Source organism: Pseudomonas sp. B6002 (genome assembly GCF_013385985.1).
Classification (GTDB): Bacteria; Pseudomonadota; Gammaproteobacteria; order Pseudomonadales; family Pseudomonadaceae; genus Aquipseudomonas.
In genome coordinates this window covers 1-25,003 of the sequence record NZ_JACAOY010000018.1, presented here as the reverse complement: position 1 = coordinate 25,003, position 25,003 = coordinate 1, and the positions used below count along the sequence as shown (strand labels likewise).

The following is a 25,003-nucleotide window of genomic DNA, read 5'->3' as shown; positions in this document are numbered from 1 at the left end:
CAGTGCAATGGCGTTTTTATTACAGAACTTGTCGGTCACAGAACGGCCGAAAAAATGCCCATGCTATATTTCGCGCCCTGACTGTCGCGCAAGGCGCTCCCCATGGTGATCAAGAAGACCGGCATTCGTGCCCAACAGGCGGACCAGACACGTGCACGCATCCTGCAGGCGGCGGTCAAGGTGTTCGCCCGCGATGGTTATTCCGGTGGCCGGGTCGACAGCATTTCCAAGGCAGCCGACTCCAACGACCGCATGCTCTATTACTATTTCGGCAGCAAGGAACACCTGTTCGTCTGCGTGCTGGAACACATCTACGAGCAGTTCAACAAAGCCGAAAGCAAGCTCAAGCTCGACCTCGATGCGCCGGTACAGGCCTTGCGTGATCTGGTGGGGTTTATCTGGAACTACTACGTCAAGCACCCGGAATTCGTGGCGATCCTGAGCATCGAGAACCTGCACCAGGGCAAGCATGCGCAGCAGTCCGGCGAGATGCGTCGGTTGTCAGGCGAAGCGGTGGGCGTGTTACGGCCGATCATCGAGGCTGGGCAGGCGCAAGGCGTGTTTCGCCAGGACGTGGACCTCAAGCATGTGTATTTGATGATTGCCTCGCTCTGCTACTTCTATAACTCCAACCGCCATACCCTCAGCTCATTTCTCGGTGAAGACCTGACGGACAAGGGGCAGCAGCAGGATTGGTTGGCGTTCATCACCGACCTGGTGCTGCGCGGCGTCACCCCCAGTCCACTGTAGAAACCGAATCAAACTGTGGGAGCTGGCTTGCCTGCGATGGCGGTGTGCCAGTCAACATTTTCAGTGACTGATTCACCGCCATCGCAGGCAAGCCAGCTCCCACAGTTGATTTTCATAAGGCTGAAATATCAGTGAGTGCCGGGATTGGCCCGCAGGTGCGCCACTTTCTGCTCCAAGCCCTGCCACTGCAGTGCATTCGGCGCAAATTGCCCGCGCAGGTACGCCACCAGATCCGCCACCTGGCTGTTGGACAAACTGTCCTTGAACCCCGGCATGTACCCCAGGTCCCTGGTCGCCGGATTGCTGATGCCTTGCAAAATCACCTTGATCAAATTGTCCGGCTGCTCACTGTGCACGTTGGTGTTGGTGGCCAGTGACGGGCTCACCCCAAACAGTTTCGGCCCCAGGCCATCGGCGTGACAGGCCTTGCACGAGCCCTCGAAAATGCGTCGGCCGCTGGGATTGGGCACAACCACCGCGACGCTTTGCGCCTGCGCCGTCGCCTCGCCATTGAGCGACGCCAGATACACCGCCATCGCCCGGATATCCGCCTTGGGCAGTTTCGACAACTCACTCACCACCGGCCCCATCGGCCCGGCTGCCACGCCATGGGCGTCCGAGTACCCCGTACTCAAATACGTGAACAACTGATCCTCGGTCCACGGCGTCGGCGCCTTGGACAACCCATTCAAGGCCGGCGCCTCCCAACCATCAACCATGCCGCCTGCAAGGAACGCCTTGCCGCCCTTCTCCGCGCCCATCAGGTTGCGCGGCGAGTGGCACGCCGCGCAGTGCCCCAGGCCATTGACCAGGTAATTGCCGCGATTCCATTGCTCACTGCGCTCCAGCTGCACGGTGATTTCGCCGCGCCTTAAATTCAACGCGTTCCACCCCGCCATCAACGGCCGGATATTGAACGGAAAGCGCATGGCATTCGGCGTCGGCGCCTGGCTCACAGGTGCCTGGCTCATGAGGTAGGCATACAGCGCCTGCATGTCGGCATCGTTGATATTGCGAAACGCCGTATAGGGAAACGCCGGGTACAAGTTGCGCCCATCGCGGCCAATGCCGTCGCGCATGGCCCGCTCGAAGGCCGGGTACGACCAGGCGCCAATGCCGGTCTTTACGTCCGGGGTGATATTGCTGCTGTACAGCGTGCCGAACGGCGTCTCCATGGCCAGCCCGCCCGCATTGGTCGCACCGCCCGGTGCCGTGTGGCACACCGCACAATCCCCAACCGCCGCCAGTAAGCGGCCGCGTTCCAGGGTGGCCTTGGACCAGGTGCCGGCAGCGGGCGGGGCAATCGGCGCGATTTCATTGTGAAACGGCCAGGCCGTGGCCGCCAAGGCGGCGAACAGTGCGCCAAACCACCACTTCTTGCGTTTCTCCGGCGACTTGGCCGGTTCGCCCAACGTGCCGGCATTCAGCGCAGCCAATACCCGTTCCGGGGTGATCGGCAACTCACGAAAACGAATGCCGGTGGCGTCATAGATCGCATTGGCAATCGCCGCCGCACTGGGCACCGACGCCGATTCTCCGGCGCCCATGGGCGGCTGGTCCTGGCGCGGCATCATCAGCACGTCGATTTTCGGCACTTCCGGAAAGGTCAGGATCGGGTAACCGCCCCACTCCTTGCTCGCCACCGTCGACTCTTCAAAGGTCACCCGCTCCTTCAGCACCCGGCTGGTGGACTGGATCACATTGCCGTGGATCTGGTGCTGCACCCCGGCCGGGTTGATCATCATCCCCGAGTCATGCCCGATCACCACCCGCGTCACCGACACGTCGCCGGTGTGCTTGTCGATGGCCACGTCCGCCACCCAGGCCGCCCACGCTGCGCCAAACCCCGGGAACTTGCTGTGGATGTAGCGCGCATAGGCGAAGCCACGACCGCGCAGCAGGTGATCCTCGTTGGCGGTTTGCATCGGCGCGGTGCGCGGCGACCAGTTGGCGCGCTCGGCGGTGGATTTCACCAGGTCGATGGCACGCTCGTCCTTGAGGTAACGCAGGCGGTATTCCACCGGGTCGACGCCGGCGGCAAAGGCCAGTTCGTCGATATAGGATTCATGGGCAAAGGTATTGGGCAGTGCCGACACCCCGCGCATCCACGACGCGCGCACGATGGGCGCCATGTCGTTGATGGTCACCCGCATGTTGTCGATGTCGTAGGGCGGGATCGAGGTGCGGTCGCCCATCTCGAACATCGCGGCCACCGGCTCTACCCGACCGGTGAGCAGCAACGCCAGGGTCGGCGCGCCGTTGGAGGGGTAGCTGGTTTCAAAGTCGTAGGCGGCGATGCTGCCGTCAGCATTCAGCCCGCCGTCGACATCCATCAATTGCGCCGTGCCTTTGGGCTCCCACAGGTGTTCCTGTTCGCGGGTCAGTTGCACGCGCACCGGTTTGCCGACGGCACGGGACAACAACAGGGCATCGGCGCACACATCATCCGCGCAGTTGCGCCCATAGCAGCCGGCCGCTTCCATGCGGATCACGTCGATCAGCCCTTCCTCGCATTCCAGCAACCACGCCAGGTCGGCGCGTAACAGGTGCGGGTTCTGGCTGCCCGACCACACCCGACTGCCCGCGGGCGAATAGTCCGCCACCCCACAAGAGGGCCCGATTGAGCCATGCATCTGATACGGCCACAGGTAACTGCGCGGCATGCGCTGGCTGGCGCCGGCCAGTGCCTCATCTACAGTGCCCTGGTCGAGCACGGTGCGGCGGACCCGTGGGTTGTCGCGGATGGCCTGCTCCACGTCACTCATGTCCGGCAAGGCGTGGTTCCAGGGTTTCCAGTGCACCTGCAGTTCGTGGGCCGCCTTGATCGCCTGTTCTTCGCGCAGGGCCACCACGCCGACAAAATCGCGGATCACCACCACGGCGACGATTCCCGGGATATGCGCGATGGACGCCTCGTCCACACTCAGCAGGCTATTGCCGACAAACTCCCCGCAATCAAGCCCTGCATACGGCGGGCGCACCACCCGACCGTGAAGCATGCCGGGCACGCGCATGTCGTGCACATAGGTCAGCTCGCCGGTGGCCTTGCCGGGGATGTCCACCCGGGCCGCGCCCTTGCCGACCAAGCGGTAATCCTCGATGGCCTTGAGTGGCGCATCACCGCTGATGCGCAGTTGATCGTGCTGGCCGCTGACCAACTCGGCGTAGGTTGTGGTGCGTCCGTCTGCGGCGTGGATCACACCGGCTTCCACCTTGAGGCTGCCCGTGCTCACGCCCCAGCGCCCCGCCGCCCGCGCCAGCAGAAAACGCCGTGCTTCGGCTGCGGCGTTACGCAACGGGATGGCGGAAATCTGTAAGGTCGCACTGGCAATGGTCGCCCCCTGGTTGGGCGCGCGCTCAGTGTCGCCAAGCACCATCTTGACCTGCTCCAGCGCCAGATCGAGCTCTTCGGCGACGATCTGCGCCAGCGACGTACGAATGCCGGTGCCCAGATCGACATGGCCGTTGAAGGCATAGACCAGGCCGTCATCGTTCACGGCGATAAACAGCCCCAGTTCCTTGGGTTTCACCGTCGGCGTGCCGCCCTTGGCCACCGGCCCCGACGGCGGCAACACGTCATCGACGATCAACAACACACCGGCCTTGGCCAGCCACTGGTCACGGGAAAGGGTCGTGTCGGTCATGCTCATCAATCCACCGTCATGAGGCGAGCGGCACGCAGCACCGCACGCAGGATTTCGATATGGGTGCCGCAGCGGCAGAGGTTGCCCGAGAGTTCATTGCGCACCTCGGCTTCGCTGGGGTTGGGGTTGCGGTCGAGCAAGGCCTTGGCGGTCATGATCATGCCGTTGAGGCAGTAGCCGCATTGCGCGGCCTGCTCGTCGATAAAGGCCTGTTGCACCGGGTGCGGCGCCTGGCGTGTGCCCAGGCCTTCCAGGGTGACGATCTGGCGGCCTACCGCACCGGCCAACGGGAATACACAGGCCCGTGCGGCCACGCCGTCGATGATCACGGTGCAGGCACCGCATTCGCCCAGGCCGCAGCCGTACTTGGGGCCGTTGAGTTCCAGGTCATTGCGCAGCACCAGTAACAGCGGGGTGTCCGCCATGGCGCTGACTTCGCTTGTTTGGCCGTTGACCTCAAGCGCTACCGTGATGTGCTGGCTGATCATTCGCTTCGCCTGTGCCAATTGGTGAAGTGGTCACTACACGAAACAGCCAAAAAAAAGCGTCGCGGACCTGGGGCCTCGCGACACACTTGGCTGGTGAAGTGGCTACTACATCAACTCAGAGCAAAAACGGTGCCAGTACCGGATTATTCCTGCGGGTCGTCGATCATCTTGCGCAGCAGGAACAACATCGCCACGCGTTCGGCGGGGTTGAGGTTGCTCAGGGTCAGTTCGCTGATCTGCGCGGCACGCGGCGCGGTCTGGCCCACCAGCTCGGCGCCAGACGCCGACAAGTCCACCACCACTTTGCGCTTGTCCTGTGGGTCGGGCTCCAGGGTGATCAGTTCCTTGGCCTTGAGCCGCTCGACGATGCCGCGAATGGTCGCCTGGTCGACGGCGGTGGCCTTGACCAGTTCGGTCAGCGAACTTGCACCGTGATCGCGCAGGGCACACAGGGTGACGAACTGCACGGCGGTGAGCTGGGAGTCACCGACATTCTGCTGGAAAATCGCCAGGTGGCGCTGGTAGGCCTTGCGCAGCAGGTGGCCAACTTGCTCGGAAAAGACGTAGGAATCAGGCACGGCAGGCTCGGGGGATGATGAACAATGGGGAGCCATGATAGCGGGATGTGCCGTAAACACCTACCCATGTAGGAGCCGGCTTGCCGGCGATGGTGGCCTCAAGATGTGCGCAGAATTCGAGAGCCTCATCGCCGGCAAGCCGGCTCCTACAGGGATGTTTAGCGAGCCAGGGAGGCTGCGGGGGCGACGACGTCACCGGCGATGACGACGGCCTCGTCATCCAGGTACACATCGCAATGGCGCAGCGGAATGTCCATATGGCACGGCGTCTTGCGCGTGCCGCCGACTTCGGTGTTCGGCCCGGTGGAGAACAGGAAGTTGCCATAGAATGCCCGCGCGTCCATGCACATGCCGTCGTTCTTGTCGTGCAGGCCCATGGCCGTCCACTGCGCCCGTGGCTGCAGGCCCCAGCCGATATGGGAGATGCCGTACACCTCGGGGTCGTTGAAGTACTTCATGTAGTCGCGCAGGTACTCGGCCTCGAAGCCGCCGTGAATTTTAGTGATAAAGCCCTTCTCGATCTCCAGGGTGATCTTCTCGCGGGTGTAGGTCTTGAACGGCAGCAGGATGTCGCCGATATCCAGCACCAGCACGCCCTCGGCGGTTTCCTCGTTGGGCCACGAGAACAGGAAGCCGCTGGGCCAGTGATCCCAGCGCCCCGGTTCATCGGCAAAGCCGTATTCAGTCACCGACGGGTATTGCCCCAGGGCGGCGCGGAAATCACTGCCGGCGCGGGATTTGACGTGAATCGAACGGGCCTTTTTCAGCAACTGCTCCGCCGCCAGTACACGCACCTTGTCTTCCTCGGTGGGCAGCATGCGCGCCAGCACTTCCGGGGGCTCCACCGCCAGCAGGATGCGCGTGCCGGTCTTGAGGATCTGCTCCTGCTCCGGCGAGTGCAGCAACATCATGGTGTCGACGATCAGGTCCGCCGCCTCCAGGGCACGCTGGGCGGCGAGGTTGCCGGTGAGCGCGGTGTCGCCGCAGTAGGCGGTCATGTCATTGCCCATCGCCTTGGGATGATTGAACGACGGCAGCTCCACCGCATACACCTTGGCCCCCAGGCGCTGGGCGGCGTCCATGGCGGCACGCACGGTGCGCGGGTCGGAGTAATGGCTCTTGAGCACGGCGACGCTCTGGGTCGGGTCGACCTTCGACAGCTTCAACACATGCTCGAACATCTGGGTCAGTTCGCAATCGCTTACCGGCATTTTCCTGTCTCCTGTGGGGCTGCACCAAGTTCAAGCACTGCGCTTCACTCTAGTGCACTTTTATAGCGTATACGCCAATTACTAACGATAAGACCTGAATTGCAGGCGGACTGCAAGCACCGCACCAAAACGTTACCAATCCACACAAACCCACTATTTAATGGCTACAACCCGTTACACAGGATAAATATGGCCAAAAAATAAATTTTCAGACGCGGGCTTCCCATTTCAAAAAATGAGCGTATACACTTTAAAAACCTTGCGGACAGACGCCGCCAAAAATCAAAAAGAGAGAGGATCACGCCCCATGGGAAGCACACAGAAAATCGCCATCGTCGGCGCCGGCCTTGGCGGTGCCGCAGCCGCCACCCTGTTGCAGCAAGCCGGCTTCGATGTGGACATCTACGAGCAGGCGCCAGAATTCTCCCGGCTGGGTGCGGGGATCCACATGGGCCCCAACATCATGAAAATCTTCCGCCGCATGGGCATCGAAAAGCAGCTGGACCTGATGGGCTCGCACCCCGAGCACTGGTTCAGCCGTTGCGGCGAAAGCGGCGACTACCTGTCGCGTATCCCCCTCACCGGCTACGGCGCGTCCTACATCACCGTGCACCGCGGTGACCTGCATGCACTGCAGATGTCCACCCTCAAGCCGGGCACCCTGCACTTCAACAAGCGCCTGGAAACCCTCGAAGAAACCGACACCCAAGTGCGCCTGACCTTCGCCGATGGCGAGGTGACCTACGCCGACATCGTGATCGGCGCCGACGGCATCAACTCCAAGATCCGCGAAGAACTGCTGGGCGTGGAAAAACCGCTGTACAGCGGCTGGGTCGCGCACCGTGCGCTGATCCGTGGCGACCAGTTGGCCAAGTACGACCTCAAGTTCGAAGACTGCATCAAGTGGTGGACCGAAGACCGCCACATGATGGTCTACTACACCACCGGCAAGCGCGACGAGTACTACTACGTGACCGGCGTGCCCCATGCGGAATGGGACTTCCAGGGCGCCTTCGTCGACAGCAGCCGCGAAGAGATGTTCGACGCCTTCAAGGGCTACCACCCCACCGTACAGGCGCTGATCGAATCCACCGAAAGCGTGACCAAATGGCCGCTGCGCAACCGCAACCCATTGCCGCTGTGGAGCCGTGGTCGCCTGGTGCTGCTGGGCGACGCCTGCCACCCGATGAAGCCGCACATGGCCCAGGGCGCCGGCATGGCCATCGAAGACGCCGCCATGCTCACTCGCTGCCTGCAGGAAACCGGCATCAGCGACTACCGCACCGCGTTCCAACTCTACGAAGCCAACCGCAAGGAACGTGCATCCCGCGTGCAGGCCGTATCCAACGCCAACACCTGGCTGCGCACGCAAGAAGACCCGGCCTGGGTCTACGGTTATGACCTGTATGCCCAGGAGCTGAAATCGGGGGTGGCCGCGTGAGCACCTTCCTCTACGGCGGCAACGTCCAGGCCAATGGCATCCGCCAGCACTACCTGCGTTACGGCGGTAAAGGCCCGTCGTTGATCCTGATCCCGGGCATCACCAGCCCGGCGATCACGTGGGGCTTTGTGGCCGAACGCCTCGGTGCGCACTACGACACCTACGTGCTCGATGTGCGCGGACGCGGCTTGTCGTCCACCGGGCCGGAGCTGGATTACAGCGCCGACACCTGCGCGGATGACATTGGCGCCTTTGCCGACGCGCTCAACCTCGACAGCTACCACCTGATGGGCCACTCGATGGGCGCGCGTTTTGCCGCGCGCAGTGCCGTCAAACATCCCCAAGGCGTAAACCGCGTGGTGCTGATCGACCCGCCCGTGTCCGGCCCGGGCCGCCGTGAATACCCGAGCAAACTGCCGTGGTACGTCGACTCCATCCGCCAGTCGCTGGTCGGCATGGACGCCGAGGCCATGCGCGCCTTCTGCGCCACCTGGACCGAAGAACAACTGCAACTGCGCGCCGAATGGCTGCACACCTGCTTCGAGCCGGCCATCGTGCGCGCCTTCAATGATTTTCACGACGTCGACTTCCATCAAGACCTGCCCCACCTCAAGGCCCCTGCCCTGTTGATGGTGGCCGGGCGTGGCGGCGTGATTCTCGACGAGGACGTCGCCGAGATCCAAGACCTGCAACCGGCGATCCACGTGGTTCGCGTGGCCAACGCCGGGCACATGATTCCGTGGGACGACCTCCAGGGCTTCTTCGACGCCCTGGGCGACTTCCTGCCCACCGAACAATAAGGGAGACCACCATGCTCAAGCCTTACCGCATCGGCCAGATCGTGCCGAGTTCCAACACCACCATGGAAACCGAGATCCCGGCGATGCTCACCGCACGCCAGGCCATCCGCCCGGAGCGTTTTACCTTTCACTCCAGCCGCATGCGCATGAAGCAAGTGCGCAAGGAAGAACTGGCGGCGATGGACGGCGAGTCCGACCGCTGCGCGGTCGAGCTGTCCGACGCCAAGGTCGACGTGCTGGGCTACGCCTGCCTGGTGGCGATCATGGCCATGGGGCTGGGTTATCACCGCAACTCCGAGCAACGCTTGCGCAAAGCCACCGCCGACAACGACGCCAACGCCCCGGTGATCACCAGTGCCGGTGCCTTGATTGAAGGCCTAAAGGTGATGGGCGCCAAGCGCATCGCCATCGTCGCGCCGTACATGAAGCCGCTCACCGAACTGGTGGTGAACTACATCCGCGAAGAAGGCTTTGAGGTGGTGGACTGGCGCGCGCTGGAGATCCCCGACAACCTCGAAGTGGCCCGCCACGACCCGGCCAACCTGCCGGCCATCGTCGCCGGCATGAACCTGGAAGGCGTGGACGTGATCGTGCTGTCGGCCTGCGTGCAAATGCAGTCGCTGCCGGTGGTGGCCAAGGTCGAGGCACAAACCGGCAAACCGGTGCTCACCGCCGCTATCGCCACCACCTACGCCATGCTCAAGGCCCTGGACCTGGAGCCCATCGTGCCCGGTGCCGGCGCCCTGCTCTCCGGCGCTTACTGACGCCACACTTTGTGGCGAGCGCGTTTGTTGTGGCGAGCGGGCTTGCCCCGCGTTGGGCTGCGAAGCAGCCCCAAACCAGGCAATGCGCTTCGTCTGGTAGACCGCATCGATCTTATTGGGGCGGCTTCGCCACCCAACGCGGGGCAAGCCCGCTCGCCACAGTAAGCCCGCTCGCCACAGGGTAAGTGCAGTTTTCAGAATTGAGGGGTTGAGAGATGAGTGAACAATCCGCCGACGCCAACTACCAGGGCGTATGGGGCAATCGCATCGGCTTCGGCAAGAAAGCCGCGCTGCTGATGATCGACTTCATGCAGGGCTACACCACCGAAGGCGCGCCGCTGTTTGCGCCGGGCGTGGTCAGTGCCGTGGCCGAAAGCGTCGAGCTGCTGGCCGTCGCCCGCAGGCATGGGATTGCGGTGGTGCACACCAATATCCGCTACCATCCCGGCCATTTCGTCGATGGCGGGATCTGGGTCAAGAAGGCCCCAGTCATGAAAGACATGGTCGAAGGCAACCCGCTCGCCGCGTTTTGCAGCGAGGTGTTGCCCCAGGCCGACGAAGTGGTGATCACCAAGCAGTATGCCAGCGCGTTTTTTGGCAGCAGCCTGGCCCCGATGCTGCACGCCCAGGGCATCGACACCGTGGTGCTGGCCGGCTGTTCCACCAGTGGCTGCATCCGCGCCACGGCGGTGGATGCGGTGCAACACGGGTTTCGCACCATCGTCGTGCGTGAATGCGTTGGCGATCGACACCCGGCTCCCCATGAAGCCAACCTGTTCGATATCGACAGCAAGTATGGCGACGTGGTGAGCAAGCAGGAGGCGATGAATCAGTTCAGGGAGCAATAAAACGTTATTGGGAACTGCGCCATAGAGCGTGGTCCTGAAAAAAACTGAGGGCCGGCCTGGAACACGTCCGAATGTGGGAACCGATCCCTGTGGGAGCCGGGCTTGCCCGCGATGCAGACGCTGCGGTGTAACTGCTACACCGCATCGATGCTATCGCAGGCAAGCCAGCTCCCACATAAGTCGGGCGCCACACGAGAGCGTTGCCAGGCCCCCCCCCTCAGTCTTCTGACACTGCCTTTGGAAGTCGCTTCTACAGCACTCCGAAGTGCTGGAACAAAGCGGCCGTATAAAAACCATAAGTCACCGCCAGGAGACACCCCAATGCCCATTGCGAATGCAGCGCCCGCGACCACCGTCGCTGATCCCGTCACCACGCTCTACCACAAGATCACCTGGAAGCTGATTCCGTTCCTGTGTTTCTGTTACCTCGCGGCCTACCTGGACCGCATCAACATCGGCTTCGCCAAGTTGCAGATGCTCGACCAACTGCACTTCAGTGAAACCGCGTTCGGCCTTGGCGCCGGGCTGTTCTTCGTGGGCTACATCATCTTTGAAGTGCCGAGCAACCTGGTGCTTGAGCGGGTCGGCGCGAAGATCTGGATCGCGCGCATCATGATCACCTGGGGCCTGCTGTCGGCCTGCACCATGCTGGTCACCTCCACCACCCAGTTCTACATCCTGCGCTTTTTGCTTGGCGCCGCCGAAGCGGGCTTCCTGCCGGGCGTGCTGTATTACCTGACCACCTGGTTCCCCACCCACCGACGCGGGCGCATCATCGCGCTGTTCATGATCGGCCTGCCGCTGTCCAGCGTGATCGGCGGCCCGCTGTCCGGCTGGATCATGGGCCACTTCGACCAGATGGGCGGCCTGCGCGGCTGGCAGTGGTTGTTCCTGATCGAGGCCGTACCCAGCGTGTTGCTCGGCGTGCTGACCTTCTGGGCCCTGCCCAACACCTATCAGCAGGCCAAATGGCTGTCGGATGAAGAAAAAGCCCTGCTGGAAAGCGAACTGCGCAAGGACGAGGCCGACGCCACCGGCAGCAAACACAGCTTTCGCGACGGCTTCTTCAACCTCAAGGTGTGGATGCTCGGCGGTATCGACTTCTCGATCCTGCTCAGCGCCTACGCCATGGGTTTCTGGATGCCGACCTTTATCCGCAACGCCGGGGTGACCGACACCTTCCATATCGGCGTGCTCACCGCGCTGCCGAGCATCGCGGCCTTGCTGGGCATGCTGCTGATCGGCGCCAGCTCGGACAAACACCGCGAACGCCGCTGGCACATCATCGTGCCGTTCTTCATCGGCGCGGCAGCCATGGCCACCAGCACCTTCTTTACCCATAACGTGGCGGCCACGGTTGCGCTGTTCGCCATCGCCTCGGCCGCGATCATCGGCGCGGTGCCGGTGTTTTTCAGCCTGCCGGCCACCTTCCTCAAAGGCACCGCCGCTGCCACGGGCTTTGCCCTAGCCTGTTCGGTGGCGAACATTGCCGGCTTGGTGAGCAACTCGTTGATGGGCGTTGCGATGGACGTCACAGGCAGCAGCGCCGGTGCCTTGTGGTTTTTCGCGGGCTGCCTGATCCTCAGCAGCTTCCTGGTCATCGCCTTGCCGGCGAAACTGGTGAACCGTTGACAACAATAATTTTTCGGATGAATCACCATGCAAGGCTTCCTGAAAAGCTGTGCGCTGCTCGTTGCGGTCGGTTTATGTGCCGGTACCGCGCAAGCCGCTGAAAAAGTCATCTTCGACACCGACTTCAACGTGCTCAACGATGACGGCCAGGCCTTCATCATGCTCGCCCAGCTGCATGCGCAAAAACGCATCGAGTTGTTGGGCATGACGCTGGTCAGCGGCAACGCCTGGGTCGACCAGGAACAGGTCGACGCCCTCAAGGCCGTGGAACGCATGGGCGTGGAAAAAGAGGTGGGTGTCTATTCCGGCGCCGCCTACCCGCTGCTGCATGACTACGCCACCTACGACGCAGAAAAAACCCTGTTCGGCGCGGGCTGGCCGGGGGCGTTCAAGAATCCCCGCCCGACCTCACCGTCACAGCTGATCGCGCCACCGGATGGCCTGGCCACCCACACGAAGCTGCGCAGTGAAACCGCCGCGCAGTTCATCGTGCAGAGCGTGCGGGCGAACCCGCACCAGGTGACGATCCTCGCGGTCGGCCCGCTGACCAACATCGCCCTGGCCATTCGCTCGGCGCCAGACATCGTGCCGCTGATCAAGCGCATCGTGTACATGGGTGGCGCCCTGGAGATCCCGGGCAACACCACGCCAGCGGCGGAGTTCAACTGGTGGTTCGACCCGGAGGCCGCGAAGATCGTATTGCGCTCGCCGATCGAACACGTGATTTTCCCGAACGACGTGTGCGAGAAAGTCACCTTCGACAAAGCGGTGTACCAGCGCGTGATTGCCGAGAAAGGCGCGATTGCCGACCTGTACAAGCATGAGTTCGGGCCACTGTTCGACAAAGACCCGGGCTACCACAGCTTCACGTGGGACAGCTTGCCCGCGTTGTTCCTGGTCAGCCCGGAAATTGTCACCGAATCCCGCGATTTGTGGGTGGACGTAGACGCGACCTTCGGCGCCGACTACGGCCGCGCACTGGGCTACAAGAAAGGCGCGCCGGTGGGCACGCAAAAAGCCAAAGTGGTGTTCGGCGTGGACCAGAAGCAATTCTGGGATGGCTACGTCAACCTCGTGACGCTGCCAACACCGGTCAAACACTGACCGGCGTGATCGCTCCCACCGGGCGTGGGAGCGATCTTTTTTCAGCCAGCCGCCGCAAACCCGCGCTGCAAATCCTCGATCAACGCCGCCACGTCCTCCAGGCCGATGTGCAGGCGCACCACCGGGTTCAGCCCGCGATCTGCTGCATTCTCGCGGTCCTTGGTATCGGCCACGGTGACCAGGCTTTCATAGCCGCCCCACGATGCGCCTAGCCCGAACAGCTGCAAACCGTCGATCAAGCGCTCGACGTACGCCGCGTCCGCATTGACCAGCTCAAACGACAACAACCCATTGCTGCCGGTGAAATCCCGTCGCCACAGCGCATGCCCCGGATGCTCCGGCAACGCCGGATGGAACACCCGCTTGACCTGCGGTTGCGCCTGCAACCACTGGGCGATCTCCACCGCGCCGCGCTCATGCACGTCCAGGCGTGACGCCAGGGTGCGCGCGCCCCGCAGCACCAGGTAAGCATCGTCGGCACTCACCGCGTTGCCAAAGGTGTCACTCATGCGGCCCAACGCCGGCCAGGCTGCTGCGCTGGTGCACACGCTGCCCATCATCACGTCGCTGTGGCCGCCGAGGTATTTGGTGAGGGCCATGATCGAGATGTCCGCCCCCAGCGCCAGCGGGCGATACAGGTAGCCCGAACCCCAGGTGTTGTCGACAGCCAGCAGGATATTGCGCGGTTTGCACAAGGCCGCAATCGCCGGCAAGTCGCACAATTCATACAACAACGAGCCGGGCACTTCGGCGTAGACCAACCGGGTGTTGGCTTGCAGTTGCGCTTCGAGCCCCTTGCCGTCCGGCGCAAAGTAACTGACTTCAATGCCAAACGGCTGCAGGAACTCCCGGGCCAGTTTGCGCACCGGGGAGTACACCGCGTCGGTGATCAACACGTGATCGCCCGGGCGCAGATACGCCAGGAATACCTGGGCGGCCGCCGCCAGACCGGTGCCATAGAGGCGCGTGCGATAGCCGCCCTCCAACTCGGTCACCAAATCTTCCAGCGCATGGGAGGTGGGGTTGCCCCGAGCGCCGTAAGTCAGCACACGCTCGCTGTCGCGGCGGGCGCGGGCGTCACGCATCTGGGCGAGGTTGTCGAACAGCACCGTGCTGATACGCGTGACCGGCACGTTGACCGCACGTCCACCCTGGCCTTTTTCCGTGCGGGCGGCGTGGATCAACCGGGTACGCACACGCGACGTCGGCACCAGCGGCTTGAGGCTGGCGATTTCTGCCGGACTCATCTGCGCCAGCAAGCCGATTTCCCAGGCCAGGTACTGGCGCGCGGCGTCCTTGTTGCCGCTGTGGCGGTCGTGGGTGAAAAACAGGAAGTCGATGCACTGCGCGTCCGGCGGGTTCTGCGGGTCTTCACTCACTGGCAGGCCGGCGGCAGCCCAGGCGGCAAAACCACCGTCGAGCAGTTTTGCTTCCAAGCCAAGGGCTGCAAACGCCGCCAGCGCCGGATCATCCGCCACCAATACCAGCGGGCGATGGTCAGTCTTCAACAGCGAGCGGATCGACCAGCGCGAACCCGGAATATGCCCCTTGCGGTACACCATGCTCGGGCGCAGGTCGATCAAGTTGACTTCACTCAACTCAAAGCCTTGGGGGCTGATCAGCGGCAAAGGCTCATAAGCCACCGGCGCCTGCACAGGCAATGCCAGGCCACTGTCGACCCCACCGCTCAACACGTAGGCCTCATGCCCCAACTGACGCAGCCAACTGGCCACGATTGGCGCACGGATACCATCGCTGTCCACCAGCACCACCCGGGCCTGGCGCACGCCGATGTACAGGTCGGTGGACTGGATCAACTGCCCGCCCGGCGTGTGTTGCGCGCCGGGCAAGGTGCCTGCGGCAAACTCCTCGGCGGTGCGTACATCACACAAAAACAGGCTGCGCCCGGTGTCCTCGGCCCATTGCCGCACCTGCTGCGTCGACACACTCACCACCCCTGCCCGTTGCGCCAACTGCTGCGCGGCGTGGCGCTGTGCATCCAGATCGCCGCTGACCGCATCGGCATAGCGTCGGGTGCTGCCGTGCTCCAGCTGGAAGTCTTCCAGGTACCAGCCCTGGGTGCCGTTTTCCAGGGCGTAAATCGGGTTCTTCACGCCCAGGTTGATCAACGTCTGTGCGCCAATGATGCTGCGCGTACGCCCGGCACAGTTGACCACGATCGGCGTGCTGTCATCCGGCACCAGGTCATGCACGCGGTAGCCCAGCTCACCGTTCGGGCAGCAGATGGAGCCCGGGATGGTCATCTTGCGGTATTCATCGAACGGCCGCCCGTCCAGCACCACCAACGGCTCGCCACGGGCCTGCCACTCGGCCAGTTGCCGCGCGGTGACGTGGGGCGTGTGGCTGGCCTCTTCCACCAACTCGCCAAACGCCTTGGACGGCACATGCACGCCCGCAAACAGCTGCAAACCCGCCGCCTGCCAACCGTCTGCGCCACCCGCCAGTACATGCACCCGGCTGTAGCCCAAGGCGTGCAGGCGCTGTGCGGTACGCGTGGCCACTTCGCCCTCGTCCTGATCGTAAATCACCAGGCGCACCTGGGGGTTCGGCGCCAAACGGCGCACTTCCAGCTCCAGGCGGCTATAGGGCAGGTTCACCCCGTGGAACAGATGGGCTTCGCCGTACTGCCCGTGTTCGCGCACGTCAAATACGGCGATTTCCTGCCCGTCGAACAGCCATTGCTGCAGTTGACTTGGGGTGATGGTCTGGCTCATGGAAGTCCCAACAAAGTAAGAAATGAGTTACTGCAACGCCAACGAACGCTCGCCCGCCGCTACGTCGCGGCCCTTGGCGTAGGCACGCTGCACTGCGGGCCGCGCCTTGATGCGCTCACGCCAGGCCTGGATGTGCGGGTAGCTCGCCAGGTCCTGGCCTTGGCGCAACGGCTGGATCCACGGGAAGATCGCCATGTCGGCCACCGAATACTCGCCCGCCACGTAGGGCACTTCGCCCAGGCGCTGCTCCAGCACGCGGTACAAGCGCGTGGCTTCGGCATTGAGCAGGTCGAGGGCAAACGGGATAGGTTCCGGCGCCTTCTCCTTGAACAGCTGCAACTGGCTCAGGTACGGGGTGATGTGCCCCACCTGCCAGAACAGCCATTCCTGCACCTTTTGCCGCTCGGCAGTGCCCGCTGGCGGCAGGAACTGCCCGGCGCTGTCAGCCAGGTAATTGAGGATCGCGCCGGATTCGAAGAGGCTCAGCGGCACCTCGGGGCGATGGTCGACAATCGCCGGGATGCGCCCGTTGGCGCTGATGCGCTGGAAGTCCGCGTGCTTCTGCTGGCCTTCGCGGATGTTCACCGGCACCAGTCGGTATTCGATACCCAGCTCTTCCAACAGGATGCCGACTTTCAAGCCGTTGCCCGTGGGCCAGTAATACAGATCAATCATAAAAACCCCTCTGGACGAACACGGCTAAACCTGTGGGAGCTGGCTTGCCTGCGATGGCGGTGGTGACTGACACACCGCTATCGCAGGCAAGCCAGCTCCCACATTGGACGGTGTTGTGTCAGGCGTATGCTTTGATAGAAGGCGCCATCTGCGAGGCGTTGTAATTGAGGATGCGACCGTCCGCTTCCACGCCATAACGGCCGTTGAGCGATTCCAGCGGCAAGCCGTACAAGTGGAAATGCAGGGTGGCCTGCTCACCGTCCACCTTGATGCCGTGCAGGTCTTCACCGAGGAACGAGATCGACGTACCAGGCTGCACGATCACTTCCTTCTCCAGGCTCAGGGTGGTGAACCCAGGCTCGCGGCCTTCGTCGCTGCGGGCGTAGACGTAGTTGATCTCCTGGCCTTCGATGGCGCTGATGATTGCCCAGGTCTCGTGGTTGTGCGGGATCGTGCTTTTGCCCGGCAGCAACGAATTGAGGTACAGCGTCGGGGTGTCGCCGTCGTCATTCAGGCGATAGCGAAAGGCGGTGCTGCCCTGCCCCGGCACCGGCGCGGGGAATGCGTCGAAGTTGAACAGGTCACGACGTTCGGCCAGGGCTTCCAGCAGACTGACGATTTCCACCAGGGCCGCACGGTCTACGCCGCGCTGATTAATGACGCGGATCTGCTGCAAGAACGCTTCGATCACGTCGGCACGGTTTTCGGTACTCATCACGCATTTCCTCTTATCAGACAGACAGGCTGTATCGGCTCAAATTGGTCAACAGGTACGGGTCGTGGGCGATGGGGCCACGGCGCCCCGAATCGCCCAGGGCATGGCGCAGGAACGTCTGGGTGCGCTCGCTGGCCGGGTGCTGGAAAATCTGCTGCGCGCTGCCATGCTCGACGATCACGCCGTTTTCGGTGAAATACACCACGTCGCTGATCTCTTCGGCGAAGCGCATTTCATGGGTGACCAGCACGCACGTCATGCCCTCTTCGGTCAGCTCGCGGATGACGGTCAGCACTTCGCCGACGGTTTCCGGGTCCAGGGCCGAGGTCACTTCGTCGAACAGGATCAGCTCCGGGCGCATCGCCAGGGCACGGGCAATCGCCACGCGCTGTTGCTGACCGCCGGAGAGCTGGCCCGGGTAGGCGTCGGCCTTGTGTTCCATGCGCACTTTGGCGAGCAACGCCCGTGCGTCTTTCTCGGCATCGGCACGGCTGCGCCCCAGCACCTTGCGCGGGGCGATCACGAGGTTTTCCAGCACCGACAGGTGCGGGAACAGGTTGTACTGCTGGAACACAAAGCCCACGCGCTTGCGCAACTCGATGCGCTGGGCTTCCTGGGCCAGGGTGTCGACCTGGGTCTGGCCCACGCGAATGCTGCCGCGCTGGGGCTGCAACAGCCCGGTGATGCAACGCAGGATGGTGGACTTGCCCGAGCCCGACGGGCCGATGATCGACACCGCCTGGCCGCGCTGCACGTCCAGGTCGATGCCCTTGAGCACCGGGTTGGCGCCGAACGACAGGTGTACATCCCGCAGGCTCACCAGGGGTTCAATAGAAGGCATAACGGCGCTCCAGGTGTTGGGTCAGGCGGGAAATCGGGTAGCAGTAGGCAAAGAACAGCACCAGCAGGCTCAGGTAGATCACCACGGTGAAACCGGTCATGTTCACCGTGTTGCTGGCGATCTGCGCGGTGTCGATCACGTCATGCACGCCCACCAGCGAGGCCAGCGCAGTGCCCATGGTCACCACCGCATACAGGTTCATCCACGGCGGCAGCATGCGCTTGAAGCACTGCGGCAGGATGATCGAACGGAACAACTGGCCCCGGGTGAACGCCAGCGAACGCGCAGCCTCCCACTGGGTGCTGGGGATCGAGCCGATGGCACCGCGAAAGATCTCCGCCACGTTGGCGCTCGCCGGCAAGGCCAGGCCGATGGTGACCTTGACCCAATCGGGGAACGACACGTAGCTGCTGCCAATGTGGATCTCGAACGGGAACACGTAAGTGGTGAAATAGATCAGCACCAGCCAGGGCGCATTGCGAAACACTTGCACCCACAACTGCGCAACACCGCCCAGCGGAGACAAGGCCAACGCGCCGATCAACAGGCCGAGCACCGAGCCCAGCCCGATCGCCACCACGCTGATCAAGATGTTCTGGCCAAAACCGGCCACCAGCGCCGGCGACCATTGCAGCAACGCCGACAGCACCGGGAATGAATCAATGGCCATAGCCGGGCATCCTCAGGCGCGCTTCGAGCCAGCGCCCCACACAATTGACGGTAAAACTCAGCAGGCCGAAAAAGCTCAGGATCAGGATCATCAGCTCCAACACGTTGTCACTCTGGGTCCAGATCATGATCGCCGCGTAGGTGATGTCGCCCACCGCAATCGCCGAGGCCACAGCGGTCATCTTCACCAGGTCGATCAGGTTGTTGATCAGCGACGGCAAGGCAAAACGCAGGGCCAGAGGCAACTGCACGTTCCACAACAACTGGCGGTTGCTGAAGGCCAGGGAGCTGGCGGCTTCCAGGGTCACGGCGGGCACCGCCTCAATGCCGGCGCGCAAGGCTTCGGCATGGAACGCGCCTTTGTGCAGCGAGATCACGACGACCACCCAGGCGAACGGCGTAAGCGGGTTGGCTGCGCCGACGGCCTGGGTCAGCAGCATGTTCAACACCAGGAACGCGCAGTACAGCTGCACCAGGGTCGGCGTGTTGCGCGTGACCTCGATGAACACCCGCGCAGGCTTGGCCAGCCATGGGTTGCCCGAGGTCAGCATCGCTGCCAGGCCGGTGCCCGCCAGCAGGCTGCCGATGATGGTGAACACACAGAGCAGGCCGGTGGTCCACGCGCCCTGGACCAGGGTGCCGCGCTGGTAGGCGTCGAGCAGGAAGTTGTAGTTCAGGCCAATGCTTGCAGCCCAGTGGACGAACGCTTCCATCATTGCAATTTCTCGCAGGCAGCGGCGATGCGCCGCCCGGCTTCGGTCACGCTGTCGGTCGCGGTGGCAATGGACAGGCGAAACCACGGCGACAGGCCGTAGGCACTGCCCGCCACGCCGGCCACGCCCTCTTCCAGCAGCCAGGCCACGACATCCTCATCGTTGTCTATGCGCAGGCCGTCGGGACGATGGCGCCCCAGCAGCCCGGCGCAGCGCACAAACACAAAGAAGCCGCCCTGGGGTTCGAGCACTTCCAGACCTTCGACGGTTTTCAGGGTTTTGACCAAAATGTCCCGCCGTAACTGGTAGGCCGCCACCTGCTCCGCGAGAAAATCCAGCCCACCGTTGTAGGCCGCCAACGCCGCCGCCTGCCCCACCGATGACGCCCCGGAGGTGGATTGGGATTGCACCACGGCCATCGCGTCGGTGAGGTGTTTGGGCCCGGCGCCGTAGCCGATCCGCCAGCCGGTCATAGCGTAGGTCTTGGAAACACCGCCCACCAGCAAACTGCGCGGCAGCAGGTCCGGCGCCACGTTCAACAGACTTTGGGGTGGATGCCCGTCAAAGCGAATGTGCTCGTACAGCTCATCCAGCAGCACCAGCACCTGGGGATGGCGACGCAGTACATCCGCCAACGCGCGCAACTCGGGTTCGCTGTACACCGCGCCGCTGGGGTTGCCCGGGCCGTTGAGGATCAGCCAGCGCGTGCGCCCGGTGATGTGCTGTTCCAACTGGGTCGGCAGCAATTTGCAGCCCTGCTCCAGCCCGCATTCGATGAACACCGGCTCGCCGCCGTTGAAGCGCACGCTGTCAGGGAACGACGGCCAGTACGGGGTGGGGACCAGCACTTCATCGCCGTCGTCCAGGGTGGCAGCAAACGCATTGAAGATGATCTGTTTGGCACCGTTGGCAATCACGATGGACGACAACGGATAGTCCAGGTGGTTTTCCTCGGCCAGCTTGCGCTGCACCGCCAGGCGCAATGCCTTGACGCCCGGCGTGGGCGTGTATTTGGTCGCGCCCGCCGCGATGGCCGCATAGGCGGCCTGCTTGATGTGCTGCGGCGTATCGAAATCCGGCTCGCCAGTGGTGAGGTCGAGGATGTCGCGCCCGGCCTCACGCAATTCGGTGGCACGGGACTTGGCGGCAGCATTGGCCGACAGCGACACCCGCTGCACGCGCCGGGACAGGCGTACGGTCATGGCTGCACCTCAAGGACTTTGCCGGGGTTGAGCAAGTTGTGCGGGTCGAGGGCCTGTTTGATGCGGCGCATCAGGTCCAGCTCCACCGGGCTTTTATAGCGGCTGAGCATGCCGACCTTGCGCTGGCCGATGCCGTGCTCCGCGCTGATCGAACCGCCGTGGGCATGGGCGCTGTCGTGCACCAGGGCGCTCAGCTCGGCGTAATGGGCCATGTGCGCCTCCACCGTCGAATCCAGCGAATGGGCCACGTTGTAGTGCAGGTTGCCGTCGCCCAAATGGCCGAAGGTGAAGTGGCGCACGCCGGGGAAGTGTTGCTGCAACAACGCGTCGGTATGCGCGACGAACGCCACCACCTGGGAAATCGGCACCGAGATGTCGTGCTTCATATTGCGCCCGGCGCGCTTCTGCGCCTCGCTCATGTTCTCGCGCAACAGCCACAGGGCTTCGCTCTGGGCGAGGCTTTCGGCGATCAGTGCGTCGCTCAGCAGGTTGTGTTCGAACGCATCGCCCAGCACCCGTTCGAAGGCTTCCCGTGCCTGGCTTTCGCCGTGGTTGTCCGAGAGTTCGATCAAGGCGAACCAGGGTTGCCCGGCGTTTTTGAACGGTTGAGGGCCGTCGGGGAACTGCTCGCGCAGTAACGCCAGGCAGTCCGCCGTAAGCAGTTCGAACGCCGTGAGGCTCGCACCGAACCCTGCCCGGGCATGGGACAGGAACGCCACGGCCTGGGCCAGTTCATCAAAGGCCAGAAAGGCCGTGGCCTGGGCCTTGGGCAGCGGGAACAGCTTGAGGGTGGCCGCCGTGATAATGCCCAGGGTGCCTTCGCTGCCGATGTACAGGTCACGCAGGTCGTAGCCGGTATTGTCCTTGCGCAAGCCGCGCAGGCCGTGCCAGATCTCGCCTTCGGCGGTCACCACTTCCAGGCCCAGGGTCAGCTCGCGGGTGTTGCCATAGCGCAGCACGCCGGTGCCACCGGCATTGGTGCCAAGGTTGCCGCCCAGGGTGCAACTGCCTTCGGCGCCCAGGCTCAGCGGGAACAGGCGACCGGCATCACGGGCCACCTGCTGGACGTTTTGCAAGATGCAGCCGGCCTCCACGGTGAGGGTGTCGTTGTCGGTGTCGACGTTGCGCACGCGGTTCATGCGGTCGAGCAACAGCAAGACCGAACGCCCGCTGGCATCCGGCGTGGCGCCGGCCATCAGCCCGGTATTGCCGCCCTGCACCACGATGGGCGCTTTCAACGCCACGCAGGCCCGCACCACCGCCGCGACCTCTTCGGTGTTGGCCGGGTGCACCGCCGCGATCACCTGGCCGGTGTAGCGGCCTTGCTTGTCGGTGAGGTAATGCGCGGCATCTTCAGAGGTTTGCACATGGGCCGCGCCGAGCAGGTGTTGCAAGGTGGCGAACAACGCTTCACTCATGGCTGTACTGCTCGTGCAAATCACGCAGGGCCTGGGACGGTGCCATACCGGTACGCTCGCCCAGGGCGATCAGGTAACCGCTCTTGTGCCAGTCACGCACGATGGCATCGAGCTTGGCCTGGGTGTCGTGTTCGCCCTTGCGAATCCAGATCACCGATTTGGACGGAATCAGGTCGCCCGGCAGCGGGATCTCATAACCGGACCATTCGGCATCACTGAGCAACGCATGCATGGTCGGGCTGACGTGCACCGCCGCCACGCACCCGTTGCCGCGCAACGACAGCAGCGATTCGGACTGGCTGCGGAACGCCTTGATCTGCGCGCCGTAGGTCTCCTGCAGCGGTTTGATGAAGTTGCTGCCCTGGGACACGCACACCGGTTTGTCCTTGAGGTCGGCCCACTGCGTGATCCCGGCGCCTTTGCGGATCAACGCCGCGCCGCCGACTTCTTCATAGGGCGTGGGCACGTAGTCGAGGATCTCGGCGCGCTCTTCGGTGAACTGCATGTTGGCGATCAAGATGTCGACCTTGCCCTGCTGCAGGAACTGCACGCGGTTGGGCGCCAATACGGACACGGTCTTGGTCTCGACGCCCAGCGCCTGGCCGATGCCCTTGGCCAACTCCACGTTGTAGCCCAGGTGTTCGCCGGTCTTGGGGTCAATGGTGCCGAACGGCGGGCCGCTGAGGATCACGCCCACGCTGATGGCGTGGCGCTGCTGGATCTTGTCGAGGGTGGCATCGGCGTGGGCGAAGCCGGCGCACAAGGCCAGGCCGAGTGCGGCGAAGGTTTTGACGTGCATGCTCAGGCGCCCTTGAACTGTTTTTGCAATTCCACCAGCGCCGGCGACGCGGGGCTGATGCGGTTACGGGTCTGGGCGTCGATCAGCCAGCCGCTGCGGTGCAGCTCCTTGACGATGGGGTCGAGCCTGGCCTGGGTGTCGCTCTCGCCGCGACGGGTCCAGATCACCGACGGCGCCGGGTTCAGCTCCGGGCTGATGGCGCGGTAGTCCTTCCATTCCGGGCTGTCGTTGATCAGCGGGTTGACCAGGGTGGAGTCATGCACGGCGGCCACGCAGTTGTTGCCACGCAGGGCCAACAGCGATTCGGACGAACTCTTGAAGGCTTTGATCTGGGCGCCGAATTCGGTCAGCGGTTTCACGTAGCTGCTACCCTGGGACGTGCACACCGGCTGGTCCTTGAGGTCTTCCCAGCGGGTGATCTTGCTGTCCTTGAGCACAGCAGCGGTGCCCCCGATGCGGTAGAACGGCGTGGGCACAAAGCCAAGGATCTCACCGCGCTCGGCAGTCCACTCCATGTTGGCGATCAGCAGATCGACCTTGCCCTGCTGCAGGAACTGCACGCGGTTGGCCGGCAATACCGGCACCAGTTGCACCTGCGCCTTGAGCTGACGCCCCAATTCGTTGGCCAGGTCGACGTTCAAGCCCTTGGGTTGCTGGGTACTCGGGTCGATGCTGCCGAACGGGCCACCGGACAGCAGCACGCCGACCACCAGCACATGGCGTTGCTCGATCTTGTCCAGGGTCGCATCGGCCTGCGCCGCCATACTCGCCCCCAAGGCCACTGCCGTGCCCAGGACCATCGGCAACCATTTCTTGAACATCATTGGATTTCCCCCTGGCTAATGATCGGCGTACCCCGACCTGATGGAGGGGCATGCTAGGGAGAGTGCGGGGGCAACGGAAATGCAAATATCTCATATCGTTATAACTTGCCGTGTATGGGCAACCTCGCATCAAGGCATAACCCATGTTTTATTGGACGCTGTAAAAAACCGCTTCAACAACACATTAAAATCTGTAATGTTTAACTTCACGCCCTTGATATAAAAACGCCTCTGGAAATGGCCATGTCGACCCTCGATCTCGAACTCCTGCGCACCTTTATCGCCGTGGTCGACCACCACAGCTTTGCCGGAGCCGGCACGCACCTGGCGCGCACCCAGTCCTCCGTGACCCAGCATATGCAGCGCCTGGAGCAGCAGGTGGGCGTGAGCCTGTTTGAAAAGCGCGGCCGGCAGAAACAGCTGACCGAACCGGGTTTGCAGCTGTTGCGGCATGCGCGGCAGATGCTGTCGCTGAATGACGACGCGTTGAATTCGTTGCGTGAGAGCAGCTTGAGTGGGGTGTTGCGCATTGGTTCGCCCCATGACATTGCCGACACGATTTTGCCGCCGATTCTTAGCCATATCGCCCGTTCGGCACCGCGCTTGCGGCTGGAGATTGATGTGGGGCGCAGTCCGTTTTTGATGGATGACTTGCACCGGGGCAAGGTGGATATGGTGATTTCCACGCGCTCGGATCCGAACCTTGAGGGGTTTGCGTTGAGGACGTCGCCGGTGTGGTGGATTTGTTCGGCGCAGTACATTCACCAGCCGAGTGAGCCGTTGCCGCTGATTCTGGTGGATGAGCCGAGTATTTATCGGCGGTATGCGTTGGAGGCGTTGGAGCGGGCGAATATCCCGTGGCGCCAGGCGTATCTGGCGTCGAATTTGATTGGGATTAAAGCGGCGACTCGGGCGGGGTTGGGGGTGACGCCGCGGAGTATGGAAATGCTGGGGCCGGATATGCGGGTGCTGGGGGAGACGGATGGGTTGCCGCGGTTGCCGGAGGTCACGTATTACCTTTGGATTCGGCCGAATACGGCGAATCCGATTGCGCGTAAGGCTTATGATTTGATTCGGGGGAGTCAGGGGTTGTGATTGGGGGTATATCCGTTTCTTCGGTAACGGCCGCTTATGGTTCCGCTCTTACAGCGG

22 protein-coding genes are annotated in these 25,003 nt (G+C 63.1%); 8 read left to right on the top strand and 14 right to left on the bottom strand.

Annotated features, from left to right (window positions below):
- Window positions 1-102 precede the first annotated feature (102 nt).
- A complete protein-coding gene (locus HX792_RS22390) occupies window positions 103-750 on the top strand; it encodes a TetR/AcrR family transcriptional regulator (protein WP_176998136.1) in 648 nt (215 codons plus the stop codon).
- Between the two features lie 128 nt (window positions 751-878).
- On the opposite strand, the gene HX792_RS22385 is transcribed toward HX792_RS22390, so the two are convergent.
- The 4 genes from HX792_RS22385 to HX792_RS22370 all read right to left on the bottom strand — a co-directional run bounded on the left by HX792_RS22385 (window position 879) and on the right by HX792_RS22370 (window position 6,671).
- Window positions 879-4,394, bottom strand: a complete 3,516-nt coding sequence (locus HX792_RS22385) for a molybdopterin cofactor-binding domain-containing protein (RefSeq protein WP_176998135.1) — start codon at window positions 4,392-4,394, stop codon at window positions 879-881.
- Between the two features lie 5 nt (window positions 4,395-4,399).
- A complete protein-coding gene (locus HX792_RS22380; RefSeq protein WP_176998134.1) occupies window positions 4,400-4,882 on the bottom strand; it encodes a (2Fe-2S)-binding protein in 483 nt (160 codons plus the stop codon).
- Between the two features lie 143 nt (window positions 4,883-5,025).
- Window positions 5,026-5,460 carry a MarR family winged helix-turn-helix transcriptional regulator gene (locus HX792_RS22375; protein WP_176998133.1) on the bottom strand — a complete coding sequence of 145 codons (435 nt, stop codon included), beginning with the start codon at window positions 5,458-5,460 and terminating at the stop codon, window positions 5,026-5,028.
- 158 nt (window positions 5,461-5,618) lie between these two features.
- Window positions 5,619-6,671: a 2,5-dihydroxypyridine 5,6-dioxygenase gene (locus HX792_RS22370; protein ID WP_176998132.1), complete on the bottom strand. Its 1,053-nt coding sequence runs from the start codon at window positions 6,669-6,671 to the stop codon at window positions 5,619-5,621.
- A gap of 307 nt (window positions 6,672-6,978) precedes the next feature.
- Between HX792_RS22370 and HX792_RS22365 the strand changes: the two genes are divergently transcribed.
- The 6 genes from HX792_RS22365 (at window position 6,979) to HX792_RS22340 (ending at window position 13,260) form a co-directional block, all read left to right on the top strand.
- On the top strand, window positions 6,979-8,112 hold the full coding sequence (locus HX792_RS22365) for an FAD-dependent monooxygenase (RefSeq protein ID WP_176998131.1): 1,134 nt from the start codon (window positions 6,979-6,981) through the stop codon (window positions 8,110-8,112).
- Window positions 8,109-8,912 carry an alpha/beta fold hydrolase gene (locus HX792_RS22360; RefSeq protein ID WP_176998130.1) on the top strand — a complete coding sequence of 268 codons (804 nt, stop codon included), beginning with the start codon at window positions 8,109-8,111 and terminating at the stop codon, window positions 8,910-8,912. The genes HX792_RS22365 and HX792_RS22360 overlap by 4 nt, the downstream gene beginning before the upstream one ends.
- Before the next feature lie 11 nt (window positions 8,913-8,923).
- Window positions 8,924-9,676: an Asp/Glu racemase gene (locus HX792_RS22355; protein WP_122307871.1), complete on the top strand. Its 753-nt coding sequence runs from the start codon at window positions 8,924-8,926 to the stop codon at window positions 9,674-9,676.
- A 215-nt stretch (window positions 9,677-9,891) separates the two neighbouring features.
- Window positions 9,892-10,524: an N-carbamoylsarcosine amidohydrolase gene (locus HX792_RS22350; RefSeq protein WP_176998129.1), complete on the top strand. Its 633-nt coding sequence runs from the start codon at window positions 9,892-9,894 to the stop codon at window positions 10,522-10,524.
- Window positions 10,525-10,845: 321 nt separating this feature from the next.
- The gene (locus HX792_RS22345; protein ID WP_176998128.1) at window positions 10,846-12,156 is read left to right on the top strand and encodes an MFS transporter; all 1,311 of its coding nucleotides are present in this window, start codon (window positions 10,846-10,848) and stop codon (window positions 12,154-12,156) included.
- A gap of 27 nt (window positions 12,157-12,183) precedes the next feature.
- Entirely contained in the window at window positions 12,184-13,260 is a 1,077-nt protein-coding gene (locus HX792_RS22340; protein ID WP_176998127.1) for a nucleoside hydrolase, read from the top strand.
- 41 nt (window positions 13,261-13,301) lie between these two features.
- Here HX792_RS22340 and metC read toward each other — a convergent pair whose 3' ends face one another.
- The 10 genes from metC to HX792_RS22290 form a co-directional block, all read right to left on the bottom strand.
- Window positions 13,302-15,995: a cystathionine beta-lyase gene (gene metC / locus HX792_RS22335; RefSeq protein ID WP_176998126.1), complete on the bottom strand. Its 2,694-nt coding sequence runs from the start codon at window positions 15,993-15,995 to the stop codon at window positions 13,302-13,304.
- A gap of 27 nt (window positions 15,996-16,022) precedes the next feature.
- Complete coding sequence (locus HX792_RS22330; RefSeq protein WP_176998125.1) at window positions 16,023-16,670, bottom strand: glutathione S-transferase family protein; 648 nt, start codon at window positions 16,668-16,670, stop codon at window positions 16,023-16,025.
- 118 nt (window positions 16,671-16,788) lie between these two features.
- Window positions 16,789-17,385 carry a cysteine dioxygenase gene (locus HX792_RS22325; protein WP_176998124.1) on the bottom strand — a complete coding sequence of 199 codons (597 nt, stop codon included), beginning with the start codon at window positions 17,383-17,385 and terminating at the stop codon, window positions 16,789-16,791.
- Between the two features lie 16 nt (window positions 17,386-17,401).
- Entirely contained in the window at window positions 17,402-18,226 is an 825-nt protein-coding gene (locus HX792_RS22320) for an amino acid ABC transporter ATP-binding protein (protein WP_176998123.1), read from the bottom strand.
- On the bottom strand, window positions 18,213-18,896 hold the full coding sequence (locus HX792_RS22315) for an amino acid ABC transporter permease (RefSeq protein WP_176998122.1): 684 nt from the start codon (window positions 18,894-18,896) through the stop codon (window positions 18,213-18,215). The genes HX792_RS22320 and HX792_RS22315 overlap by 14 nt, the downstream gene beginning before the upstream one ends.
- Window positions 18,886-19,611 carry an amino acid ABC transporter permease gene (locus HX792_RS22310; RefSeq protein ID WP_176998121.1) on the bottom strand — a complete coding sequence of 242 codons (726 nt, stop codon included), beginning with the start codon at window positions 19,609-19,611 and terminating at the stop codon, window positions 18,886-18,888. The genes HX792_RS22315 and HX792_RS22310 overlap by 11 nt, the downstream gene beginning before the upstream one ends.
- On the bottom strand, window positions 19,608-20,810 hold the full coding sequence (locus HX792_RS22305; RefSeq protein ID WP_176998120.1) for an aminotransferase class I/II-fold pyridoxal phosphate-dependent enzyme: 1,203 nt from the start codon (window positions 20,808-20,810) through the stop codon (window positions 19,608-19,610). The genes HX792_RS22310 and HX792_RS22305 overlap by 4 nt, the downstream gene beginning before the upstream one ends.
- Complete coding sequence (locus tag HX792_RS22300) at window positions 20,807-22,228, bottom strand: FAD-binding oxidoreductase (RefSeq protein ID WP_176998119.1); 1,422 nt, start codon at window positions 22,226-22,228, stop codon at window positions 20,807-20,809. Before HX792_RS22300 ends, HX792_RS22305 begins: the two co-directional genes overlap by 4 nt.
- Entirely contained in the window at window positions 22,221-23,027 is an 807-nt protein-coding gene (locus HX792_RS22295; protein WP_176998118.1) for a transporter substrate-binding domain-containing protein, read from the bottom strand. Before HX792_RS22295 ends, HX792_RS22300 begins: the two co-directional genes overlap by 8 nt.
- 2 nt (window positions 23,028-23,029) lie before the next feature.
- On the bottom strand, window positions 23,030-23,851 hold the full coding sequence (locus HX792_RS22290) for a transporter substrate-binding domain-containing protein (protein WP_176998117.1): 822 nt from the start codon (window positions 23,849-23,851) through the stop codon (window positions 23,030-23,032).
- Between the two features lie 243 nt (window positions 23,852-24,094).
- Here HX792_RS22290 and HX792_RS22285 point away from each other — a divergent pair, with 243 nt between their 5' ends.
- Complete coding sequence (locus tag HX792_RS22285) at window positions 24,095-24,946, top strand: LysR substrate-binding domain-containing protein (RefSeq protein ID WP_371319378.1); 852 nt, start codon at window positions 24,095-24,097, stop codon at window positions 24,944-24,946.
- The last annotated feature ends 57 nt before the right edge of the window (window positions 24,947-25,003 follow it).